This window comes from Streptomyces graminilatus, assembly GCF_001418565.1.
GTDB classification, from domain to species: domain Bacteria; phylum Actinomycetota; class Actinomycetes; order Streptomycetales; family Streptomycetaceae; genus Streptomyces; species Streptomyces graminilatus.
This window is the reverse complement of record NZ_LIQQ01000154.1, coordinates 1-11,620: the sequence shown is the minus strand read 5'-3', so window position 1 is coordinate 11,620 and position 11,620 is coordinate 1. Positions and strand designations below refer to the sequence as shown.

Sequence of the window (11,620 nt, the reverse complement as noted above, 5' to 3'; positions counted from 1 at the left end):
AGGGTTTTTCGCTGGAGGTGGACCGGGGCCGACCAGGGAGTTCCGGAACCCTGGTTACTTGGTGATCCGGATCTCCACGAGCATGTGGTCGCGGCCCTGCGGGTCTGCGGACTCGCCCACCGGCGTCCAGGTGTTCTTGTTGATCTCGTAGGACTTCTCCTCGGTGCCGACGGTCATGTCGACCGTGGTGGAGTAGTCATTGCCCCTGAACGAGAAGACGGCAGGGATCTCCAGAGTCAGCCAGCCCTCGTTGCCAACGGTGTTGAAGCAGATCTTGGCGCCCCTGTCGCGGGCCAGGAGCTCCAACTGCCCCGTTCCTGTCACGCAGTCGGCGAGCGTGATGTGGCCGTCGCCTCGCTTCAGGACGATGTTCTTCTCCGCCAGGATCTTGTCGGCCTGGGGGTAGTTGAAGTCCTCCACGGCATAGCCGGGGGTGTCCCCAGCGGTCAGCGCGGCGGTGTCGGCGGTCACCGCGGTGCCTGAGCCTCCGCCCTGCGCGCCGCCGAGCACCGCGATCCAGGCCAGCGCGCCGACAGCGGCGGCGCCGAGTACCCGTATCGCGAACCGCATTCTCCGCGGCTTTCCGACGTTGGCGTTGATTTCCTTCATTGTGCCCCTAATTTCGTGGCCACCGCCCGGACTTGGGGACCACCGGCCGCGAAACCGGTCGCGAACAGGGAATGCGCACATGCGGAATGAAAGCCTCCCCCTTTGCGCACCAGTGGTGCGCCCCCGCGACGCATTTTTCGAACCCCGGTGATCGTCATCGGCCCTGGCATCCCAGCACAGCGACACTCCCGCGTCCAGCGCCGTGAACTGCCCATATCTGAACATTGAAAGCAAACCATCCGTGACCTGTGTCACGCCGCGATTAGGCTTTATGAGCTGGCGTCACGATTGCGCGGAAAATGTGCTGACCCGGCAAATCGCCATATTCAAGTGCACTGTTCGGGTCTCGGTATGCCCAACTGCCGCAAGATTTATATAGCGTTGATAGTGTTCTCGACTTGTGCGAACGTCGATCCACGGACCCGTCGTCCATCACGACGCGAAATCCGACACGTCACCGCATTACTCGTAGAAGGGCAAGTTCCGTATGCAGACAGCTTTCTGGAGCAGACGCCGCGTCCTCGGAGCGCTCGCGGCGGCGCCCGCTGTCGCCGCCACCCCTTCCATCCTGTGGCCGACCACCGCCGTGGCCGCCGAGACCGCGGGCGCCGGCCCGGTGCCGCTGCCGGACACCGAGCGCGCCAAGGCCGTCCGGGCGTGGCTGACCGGCGGCAGGGGTGTCAAAGCCGCCGCGACCAAGGCTCTCTACGGGACCGACACCGAGATCCAGACCTTTCTCGCCCAGACGCTGCCGCAGCAGATCGTGCAGGACAACCGGGTCGCGATCGTCCGCAGTCTGGACCGCGCGGGCAAGGGCCTGCGCCGCGAGGCCGTCGCCGCCCTGGACAACGGCGACGCGGCGATAGCCGGTTTCCTCTCGACGGGCTTCTCCGCCGCCATTCGGGAGGATCTCCAAGTCGCCACCAACATCGTCGCGTCCACCGGCGACAGGGCCGTGGTGCGCAAGGCCAACGCCGCCCTCAACGCCGGCACCGAGCAGGCCCTCATCGCCTTCCTCGCCGACGAGCAGTACGACGCGCGGCTGGAGGACACCCGGGTCCAGGTCAACGCCATGCTGACGACCGGTGGCCCGGAGGTGCGGAAGTACGCGGACCGCGCGCTCAGCGGCACCGCGAACGACGTCGACTGGTTCATGGAGACCGGTCAGCACATCGCGCGCGCCCGCGACCAGGAGTCGGCGACCATCGAGGAGCTGGTGGCCCTCGTCGAGCGCGAGGGCAAGCGCGCCGAGCGCGAGACGAACCTGGCCGTCGAGGCCGGGGCCCGCGCCGAGACCGCCGCCACCAAGGCCAAGGAGGCCGCCGAGAAGGCCGCCGCCGAGGCCGCCGCCGCCCAGAGCGACGTGCAGAAGTCAGGGGCCGCGGCCCGCAAGGCCGCGAGCGCGGCGAAGGCCGCGGCCGACGCCGCCCGCAACGCCGTCAACGCCTCCAACGCCGCCGTGAATGCCTCCCGCCGCGCCTCCTGGGCCGCCGTGGGCGCCGCCCAGGCCGCAGCGAAGGCCGGCAACGCCGCCGCCCGCGCCTACAACGCCGCGATCGCCGCGTCCAAGGACGCCGGCAAGGCGAAGGGCGCCAAGGACGCCGCGGTGGCCGCCCGCAACGCCGCCGCCAAGGCCCGCAGCGCCGCCGCCGCTGCCGGCAAGGCGGCCCTCGCCGGCGACGCGGCCTCGGCCGCCGGCCTGGCAGCCGCCTCCGCCGCCCGCAACAGCGCCGCCGCCGCGACCGCCGCGGCCCAGGCCGCCGTCTCCGCCGGTGCGGCCCAGGCGGAGGCCAACGAGGCCAAGCGCCAGGCCGCCATCGCCACCAGCGCCGCCAACCGCGCCACCAACGCCGCCTCCGCCGCCCAGGCACTGGCGAGCGCCGCCGCCAAGGCGGCCCGCACCGCCCGCGACGCCGCCAACTCCGCCGCCGACCACGCCGACAAGGCAGCGGACGCCGCCGAGGAGGCCGTGAGGCACGCGGGTCAGGCCGTCGACTACGCCAACAGGTCGACCGCCCACGCCGGGGAGGCCGTGAAGGCCGCCAACATCGCCACCCAGGCCGTCAGCGACGCCATCAAGGTGGAGAAGAACGCCCGCACCGCCGAGGCGCAGACCCTGGAGCAGGACAAGCAGCAGGCCATCGAGGAGGCCCGGCAGCTCGCCGCCATCGAGCAGGCCGAGCTCGCCGACGTCCGCGAGAAGCGGCAGATGCAGGAGCGCACCACCCAAGCGACCAAGGACCTCATCTCCAAGGCGGAAGAGGCCCTGAACTCCGGCGACATGTCGGTCGCCGCGACCCTGGGCAGGCAGGCCGCGGTCGCCCTGATGGACGCACGCGGGGCCAACACCCGGCAGGCCGCCCAGCACGCCCTCGCCGGCTCCGACGACGACGTCTGGTCCTGGATCGACCTCGACCGGGTCCTCGCCCAGACGCAGGACGACCGCGAGACCACCCTCCACGTCGCGACGGTCGGCGGTCCGAAGGTCGCCGCGGCCGCCGCGGCCGCGCTGGAGAGCACCAGCTCCAAGGCCGTCGGCGACTTCCTGACCGGCGGCATGAAGCGTGCCTCGGACGAGGACCTGCGCGTCGCCATCAGCAAGATCCTCGGCGACGACAACACCGGCAAGGCAGTCAGGGACGCCGGTAACAAGGCGCTCGACGAGAACACCACCGACTCCCTCAACCGATTCTTCGACCATGACTACCCGCTGGCCGTCAACGAGGACGACCGGGTCCGGGCCGTCGAGTTGATCAACACCGCGGGCGCCTTCACCAAGGCCTACGCGGAGGTCGCGCTCGAAGGACCGGCGTGGATGCTGCGCCACTTCATCACCGTGATCCAGTACCGCACGGCCCAGCTCGACTTCGACACCGCCACCCACGTCGCCGCCGTCCGCGGAGCCATCGCCGCTGCCGCCAAGATCGCGGAAAAGGCTCAGGAGGACGCGGCCCTCGCCTCCAAGGCCGCCGCCGACGCGCGCAACGCCGCCGCCGAGGCCCAGAAGTGGGCGCAGAAGGCGCTCGACTCCGCCGCCAAGGCCAAGGACTACGCCCAGCAGGCGCGGGACAACGCCGACGCCGCCGACAAGTCGGCCGCCGCCGCCCAGGCCTCCGCCACCAAGGCGAAGAACGCCGCCAACACCGCCCGCGGCGCCGCCCGCTCCGCCAACTACTCGGCCAACAAGGCCGTCGACTCGGCGCGTGCGGCCCTCGCCTCTTCCGCCCAGGCCCAGCGCTCCGCCGCCGCGGCCCGCGCCGCCGAGCTCGCCGCCTCCGCCGACGCGAAGGCCGCCGCCACCGCGTACGCCCAGGCCAAGCAGATCGCCGCCGACAAGAAGCGGGCCGAGGAGATCGCGAAGGCCAAGGAGCTCGCGCGCAAGGCCGTGGACGACCGCATCAATGGGCGGGACCCGGCCGACAACGACAAGAACAACCAGGTCAACCCGAACGGCACCGCGGCCGGTGACGCCGACGAGTGGTGGAACGACGCCCAGTTCTACGCGGACGCCGCCAACGTGATCAGCATCGGCGCCGGGTTCCTGGCGGCCGGCTGCGCCCTCGCAGCAATTGTCTTCCCGCCGGCCCTCGCCGCGGCAGGCTTCTTCGCCAGCGTCTCCGCGGGCGCGGGCGCCCTCGGCACCCTCTTCACGGGTATCGAGCACGGCTTCACCAGCGGCGCCTTCTGGGAGTCCGCCGCCGGCACCGGCCTGAGCCTGGTCTCCTTCGGCGCCTACAAGTGGGTCGGCGCCGCAGACAAGGCGCTCGGCGGCTCCATCGTCAAGCCCGTCGTCAGCAAGATCACAGACACCGGCGAGGACCTGGTCTCCGGCATCACGAAGGGCCTCAGCGACATCTGGACCCTGGCGTCCTGATCCCGCCCGTTCTCTCTTCCGGGGCGGCGCGACCAGGCGCCGCCCCTGCCCCCTCCCCCTACGGAAAGTTCCTGCCTCCATGCATGGAATACGTGGCGGGCGCGCCACAAGGAGACGCGCCCGCTCGACGGTCCTGACCGTCCTCACCGCCCTGACCCTCGTCATCACGACAGCCGCGACGAGCCGGGCGGCCGAGCCGCCCACGACGGCGAAGGCCTCGTCCACCACCAAGTCCGCGGCGAGCGCGGAGACCACCGAAACCAGCAGGTTCGCGGCCGGCTCCGGTGAGGACTGCACCGCCACCGCGCCGGGCTCCAAGGAGCGCCGCGCTGGTGCCGTCGAGTCCTGTGTGACGGTCACCCCCGCCCCCGCGAAGGCGAAGGCCCGCGCCGCCGGCGCCGCTCCTGCCGCCTCCGCGGCAGCAGCCGCCGCCGCGGGAAGCTGCGACATCACCAGCCCCGGCAACTACAGCTACGAGCGCTTCTCGTACTGCGTGACCGGCATCAACGTCACCTACATCCTCCGCGACAGCAGGGGCCTGGAGATCGGACGCGGCGTCCTGGTGGTCTCCACCGGCGGTGACCTCTCACCGACGGCCACGACCTGGAACGAGCGGGTCTCCGTCACCATGACCCTGGCCACCGGCGACGTCAAAACCCTGAACGCCAAGTTCCGCGCCTCGTGCGACGACGGATGCACGGCCACCAAGACCGCCCCCTGGTTCGGCGGCGCCATCACCCTCAACCAGACCCTCACCGGCAACGTCACCTTCTCCTCGGCGCAGACGGCGGGCTCCTCCGCCTCCTTCCTGACGTCCTACGCGATGTACGTGACGTCCCCGGGCGCGACGGCGACCGACCCGAACGCGTCGTGGAAGAACCCGCGTCGGATCAGGTGTGACAACGCGGTCGGCGGCACCTCGGTGGCGGGTTGTGCCGTCCCTTCCGTCATGGCTGTCGTTCCGATGAAGGCGACGAGCGCGGACGCGGGCGGCGCCGTGGCCGCCTACGGCTGGGCGCAGAACAACCTCAACGGCGCCTGGGGCAAGAAGGGCAGCCCCCTGACCCGGTCGACCAGCGGCGTGGCCGGCCGCACCGCCAGCACGTGCGGGGGCTTCGAGGCGCAGCCGGAACTCGTCGACGCGGACAGTTGCGGCGACTTCCCCTTCGGCGAGGCGAAGGAGGGCGGTGCCGCCGGCAACCGGTGCGTCGAGGTGATCCCCAACCTCGGCAACGGGGAGTGGGACACGTACATCCTGAACGACGCCCGTGAGGTCGACCCCGCGTCACCCTGCGTGCAGGCCCATGTCACGCCCGCCGAGAAGCAGTTCGCCGACACACAGCTCGCCGACGGTTTCAAGGACCAGCGGGTGATCGACGCAGACAGGTTCGAGTTGAAGTTCACTCTGCCGGACACCGGCCCGCACGCCCGCTGCCTGGACACCACACCGATCAACGCGCTTCCCAGCGGCGCCGGGTGGATCCTGAACACCACCGAAGCGGTCCCCCACGTCAACAAGACGACCACCCCGGCCGGCCCGCCCGGAGAGAGGCCGACCCAGGCACAGGCATGCCTGGAGAGGTCGGCCCCCGAGGGCACCTCCGCACAGGGAGACATCCCGGGCTGGCAGGACGCGCAGAAATTCAGGGCGGACAACTCGCTCACCAACGGGCTGGCCCGGTGTCACCTGATTCCGAACATCACCGGCGGAAGGGGGATACAGGTCAATCTCGTCCCGTGCTGGCAGGCGGGGATGAACACCGGCACGCCCAGCATGCGAACCTACGAGGCGATGGCACAGAAGAGGATCAAAGGCTCCATCGCCGCCTTCGGACCGGACGACGCGATCTTCTACCAGGTGACGCCCGTCTACAACGATGCCACTAGCACGATCCCGGTGGGAGTCACCATGAACGCTAATATCGAACGGGCGGACGGAACGACCGAGGAGCTGTTCCCCAACGTATTCGTCACCAACACCCTGAAGAACACCGGGCTGTACAACCTCGGTAACTGATCACAGTTCAGTTCGCGCCATCGGGAGCCGGTATGACTTTCACCACCCCGCCGCGGCCGTTCGACGTGACCGCGCTCTTCCCTCAGCTGGCCCCACTGGCGCGCACGGCGACCCGGCTGCACCCGCGGCCGGGGTCGCCGACCGTGCACGACAGCTCCGTCGGCGGCCCCCTCCTGTGGCCCGCCGACGAGCCGTGGCCCCACTGCGAAGAGCCGCACGACAGAGACGCGACAAGCGAGATGCACTCTCCGGACGAGATTCGGCTCCTGCGTCGTATCCGCGCGGCAGCGGCCGAACGACGGCTCCGTGACCCCCAGGCACCCGCGACCACGCCCGAGGAACTGGAGATCGAGCAGCGGCTCAGCGAGGGCCATCCGTGGTTCGACGGCCCAATCCCCATGATTCCCGTGGCCCAGCTCCACACCCGCGACGTCCCTCTCCCTGGCAGCCCTCCCGGAACCGACCTTCTCCAGGTCCTGTGGTGCCCTTGTGACCACTCGGAGTTCGCACACCCCCGAACCGCCCTCGTCTGGCGTTCCTCCGCCTCCGTCACCGACGTCGTCGATGCCCCGCCCGAGCCGCCCGTGGTCCAGTTCGACTGGTACCTCCCGGAACCGTGCCTGCTCGCTCCGGAACAGGTCACCGACTACCCCAGCCCCATGGAGCTGGGCAAGGAACTGCAGCAGCAGTTGGGCGACGTGAGCCGGTGGGAGACAGCCGGATTCGCGTGGGACAGCACCGGCGCGATGGACCCGCAGGAGTTCTACTTCCGCAACCTGTGCCACGCTCCCGGGTGGAAGACCGGCGGCTGGACCCGCTGGGGCCTCACCGACCCCATGCCCCGCCCCTGCCCCGAATGCGGCACCGAGACGACCCCGCTTCTCACCATCGCGTCCTCGGAATGGGACTCCGGCAGTGGGAGCTGGATGCCCGATGAGGAACGGGCGAACTCGACCCCGCGCGCGGACTTCACCCTCATCGACATCGCCGGCGGCTACGACCTGCAGCTCCACGTCTGCCCGGCATCCCCGAACCATCCACACATCGAACTGGTCCAGTAGGCCGGCCCACCGAGAGCCGACATGAGTTCACGACCCGCCGCGGCCACTCGACGTGACCGTGGTCTTCCCTCAGCTGGCCCTGCTGGCGCGCACGGCGACCCGGCTGCACCCACGCCCCGGGTCGCCAACCGTGCACGACAGTTCCGTCGGTGGGACGCTCCTGTGGCCCGCCGACGAACCGTGGCCGTACTGCGACGAGCCGCACAACAGTCACACGGCACCGGTGGTCCTCTCACCGGACGACGTCCGGCTCCACCGCCGCATCCGCGCCGCATCCGCCGAGCGGCTGCGCCTCGACCCCAAGTCGGCCCAGTGGACCCCTGAGGAACAGGAGACCCTGGAACGGATCAACGCGGGCCGCCCGTGGTTCGACAGCCCGATCCCCCTCCTCCCCGTCGCCCAGCTCTACGCCCGCGACAGCCCCTTCCTGTGCCCGCCCGACGCGGACCTCCTCCAGGTCCTGTGGTGCCCCTTCGACCACGCGGAACACGCCGCCTCCAGGACTGCGATCTTCTGGCGCTCCTCCGCCACTGTCACCGACGTCCTCGACGCACCGCCCGAGCCGCCGATCGTCAACTCGACTACTACCTCCCGGAGCCCTGCCTGTTCTCCCCGGAGCCTGTCACCGAATTCCCCAACCTCAGGGATCTGGAGGACGAGGTCCGGGACCAGTTGGGCGACGTGAGCTGCCGGGAGACGATCGACCCCGCGCGGTACAGCCCGTACTCGAACGATCTGGGCGAGCTGTACCTGGGCAACCTTTCCACCGCCTTGCTGGAAGACCGGCGGGTGGACCAGCTGGGACGTCACCGACCCCGACGACCGCCCCTGCGTCGAGTGCGGCATCGAGACGGTCCCGCTTCTCACCATCGCGTCCTCGGAATGGGACGCCATCAGCAAGTCCTGGATCGCCGAGGAGTACCCGGTGAACCCGGCCCCGCCTCCCCTGGGCGCCCCGGGCGGCAACTTCACTCTGATCGACATCGCAGGCGGCAACAAACTGCAGCTCTACACCTGCCCGGCCGACCCGTCCCACCCTCACGTCGCACTGGTCCCGTGCCCTGCGTGCCGGGAGCCGGCAGGAGCTTCACGCCCCCGCCGCGGCCGGTCGACCGCCGATCCGGCCTGCATGCCGAGGAAACCGAGGACACCGTGCCCGCCAACCACGCGCCCGACCACGCGTAGCCAACACCCTCGCACCGCGCCAGGCCCGGCGCCCGCCTGTGAGGTGGACCAGGTCCCGCGGGTCCCCTCGACGGGCCCCCTGCACCCTTCCACGGCCACTTCGCCCGCCGGACGCGTCAGCGCAGGTCAGCCCCGGAAATCAAGGTCCGGCGACGCGTTCGGCAACCCTCCTGACCTGGTCTTCGACGTCCAGCGTCGAATGGTGCGACGTCACGCCCGTGCTCAGGCGACTGGCGCTGCATCAGAAAGGTCAGGGTGAATACGGGGCCGGCCTGCTGCTTGGCCATGACGCACAGCTCCTTGGCGAGGACGTGATTCGGTGAAGGGAGTGCGGGCAGGCCGGTCGGCCTGGCCTGTTCTCGGGGACGCCACGCCGGTGCGGGCGAGCCGAGGACCAGGCAGGTCGGCGGGTCGCGAAGGGGATACCGCTTATCGCCGACCTGGATGGTCACGTCGCCGCTGTGGCCGATGAGCCGGTTTCCGGCGGCTCGTCGGTCACCGGGGCAAGAAGTGAGCCTTCGTTGCCGTCGAACACTCGATCCTGGTGTCCGTCTGGCACATCCTCACCCGAGGCACCCCCCACCAAGACTTTGGAGCCGACCACTTCATCAACCGCATCCACAAGTCTTGGCAGACCCGTCGACTCGTCGGCCGGCTCACACAGCTCGGCTACGACGTATCCCTCCAGCTCCACCGGACCGAGCGACTTGGGCAGTCTGGCCATTTTCGGCGCAAATCGATGCTAAATCGATCCAATGGGTCGTGGCGAGCTACCCGGCAGGATCTGGAGCGTGCGTGGCGTGGGCGCTCGTCACTGCGGCTCCACGCGACGGGCCAGCTTCCGGCCCCATTTCTGGAACGGCACTTCGACGTATCGGTAGGTCAGCACGCACACCGGTAGCAGCACGCCGTAGAAGGCCACTGTGGCTCCGAGACTGTCGTGCCGCCACCGGCCGAAGATGTGGTCGCTCACTGCCAGCAGCACCGGGTGCACCAGGTAGACCGAGTAACTGAGTGTTCCCAGCCAGACCAGCCAGCGCGATATCCGTCGGCGGCGCAACGCCAGCCCGATGCCGAAGGTAACCATGGCCAGCAGGAACGCCGTAATCCAGCCGCGCCGGGTGAAGTTTGATGCGTCACCGTGCCAGTACGCGCTTCCCACGGCACAGACCAGTACCACGGCGGCCGCGCAGGCCGCGAGCCGCCACGTGCTCTGACCGTGCTCGGCCCGGTAGACGGCGGTGCCGAGGAACATCACGGCCAGGATGACCAGGCCCTCCCACGTGGGGACGGTGCCGTTGAGCGGCGCCAGGACGAGCGCCAGCGCCCCGCCCGACACGCCTCCGAACACGCGCAGTGCGGGTGAAGTGGAGCACGCACAACAGATGGCGACGACCATGACGACGGCAGCGAGCACGATCAGCGGGCCCCTGCCAAACATGTCGGAGACGGCGGAGACCGGTAGCGCGACCCCCGCCGCTACGCTCACGGCGGCGAGCACGGCCAGGGTCACGGCGATCGCCGCCGACCGCTGATGCAGACGGACCGTGAAGAGGGCGACGACGAGCAGGTAGAAGGCCATCTCGTACGAGAGCGTCCACAGGACGAGTAGGACACTGGGTGTCCCCAACAGCTCCTGGAGCATGGTCACATGGGCGAGGGCGACCGCGGCGGCGCCCTGCCCGTGGAACTCACGCCGCTCTGCGAAGCCCAGCATGTCGAGGGCAAGGAGTGCGGCGACGGCAGTCGCCCACAGTGGGTACACGCGGAACAGTCGTCCGATCCAGAACGTCCGGACGCTGCCCCGGCGTTCCAGGGAAGCGGGAATGATATAGCCGCTGACCAGGAAGAACACCATGATGCCGTAGCGGCTGGTGTTGAACTGAGGCATCAACTCCTGCCGGAACTCCGACATATAGGAGTACGAGGAATGGTCGAACACCACGACGAGTGCGGCGAGCCCGCGTAGCGCATCCAGCCACCCCAACCGTGACAGACCGGCTGACACGCCTGTTGCGGTAAGTCGTCCTGGCCGCGGCCGCGTAGAGGGGGACTCCTCCAGCGGCTGAGGTATGCGGATCGGGGGTTCCATACTCGTGATCACCTGCTGTTCTCGCCGATGTTCAGCTGCACGCCGATCATCCGCCGGGTATCCCTCGGAGTCGATGAAACTGGAGAGCATGCAACGCCCTGCAGAGATGGCGGTCGCGCACGAACACTTCATGCGCAAGCCAGTCATCCGGCTTCTGCTGGTCTTGGTGTTGCGCTCGGCCGGCCTCGGGGCATCACTGTGGGTTGACCAATTACCTTCGGACCTTCTGTTGCCTTAATCCCAGCGTTCTGGGGCGGGTGACCTGCGGTCAATTCGCGAGGACGAACGCCAAGAAACACATGAAGGTGACCGAAATGTACAGTGTCGCCTGGTATCGCGCCGGATATTAGCTTCCTGGGCGGAAACGTGCCGATCGTGAGCCCTGTCCAGGTGAATGAGTACGCAATCAGCATCTGCCGAGCATTCCAGTTCCGATACTGAAGGTTGCCTACCGCGATCATCCCCAAGCATCATGCGACGGGAACAGCAAGAAGCGCAACCGTCGGCTTGTGCACCTTCATCCACCTGCTCGACGGCGAGGTGAAATATGAAGGTAGCGAAAGCCGCCATGGGGGCAAATGGGAAAGGGGGAGTTGTGCAAGCATGGCGATTCCTTGGAACGCCGCTAGTGCTGTGACCACATACGTTAACCGGGTTGGGGATCTGTGACGCGAGGAGCTGAGTTGCTGTCGGAGACGGCTTGTACTCTGAACTCATTCGACGATCGGACGATCTGGCGATCACGGGCACGGGTGAGCGGGCACGGGGCGGGCGTCCAGGGG

7 protein-coding genes are annotated in these 11,620 nt (G+C 69.0%); 4 read left to right on the top strand and 3 right to left on the bottom strand.

Annotated elements, in window-relative coordinates; translation table 11 throughout:
* Positions 1-54: 54 nt before the first annotated feature.
* Positions 55-570, bottom strand: a complete 516-nt coding sequence (locus tag AOK08_RS15105; protein WP_479683323.1) for a hypothetical protein — start codon at positions 568-570, stop codon at positions 55-57.
* 526 nt (positions 571-1,096) lie between these two features.
* Between AOK08_RS15105 and AOK08_RS48415 the strand changes: the two genes are divergently transcribed.
* The 4 genes from AOK08_RS48415 (at position 1,097) to AOK08_RS48700 (ending at position 8,246) form a co-directional block, all read left to right on the top strand.
* The gene (locus AOK08_RS48415) at positions 1,097-4,483 is read left to right on the top strand and encodes an ALF repeat-containing protein (protein WP_198539271.1); all 3,387 of its coding nucleotides are present in this window, start codon (positions 1,097-1,099) and stop codon (positions 4,481-4,483) included.
* 79 nt (positions 4,484-4,562) lie between these two features.
* The gene (locus AOK08_RS15095) at positions 4,563-6,500 is read left to right on the top strand and encodes a DNA/RNA non-specific endonuclease (protein ID WP_055526075.1); all 1,938 of its coding nucleotides are present in this window, start codon (positions 4,563-4,565) and stop codon (positions 6,498-6,500) included.
* 32 nt (positions 6,501-6,532) lie between these two features.
* The gene (locus AOK08_RS15090; RefSeq protein ID WP_055526074.1) at positions 6,533-7,561 is read left to right on the top strand and encodes a hypothetical protein; all 1,029 of its coding nucleotides are present in this window, start codon (positions 6,533-6,535) and stop codon (positions 7,559-7,561) included.
* A gap of 52 nt (positions 7,562-7,613) precedes the next feature.
* Complete coding sequence (locus tag AOK08_RS48700; protein WP_338400137.1) at positions 7,614-8,246, top strand: hypothetical protein; 633 nt, start codon at positions 7,614-7,616, stop codon at positions 8,244-8,246.
* A gap of 948 nt (positions 8,247-9,194) precedes the next feature.
* Here the strand turns inward: AOK08_RS48700 and AOK08_RS45740 are convergent.
* Together AOK08_RS45740 and AOK08_RS15080 are read right to left on the bottom strand one after the other, a co-directional pair.
* Positions 9,195-9,470 carry a hypothetical protein gene (locus AOK08_RS45740; protein WP_157876681.1) on the bottom strand — a complete coding sequence of 92 codons (276 nt, stop codon included), beginning with the start codon at positions 9,468-9,470 and terminating at the stop codon, positions 9,195-9,197.
* Positions 9,471-9,557: 87 nt separating this feature from the next.
* Complete coding sequence (locus AOK08_RS15080; protein ID WP_241826956.1) at positions 9,558-10,754, bottom strand: acyltransferase family protein; 1,197 nt, start codon at positions 10,752-10,754, stop codon at positions 9,558-9,560.
* Positions 10,755-11,620 lie beyond the last annotated feature (866 nt).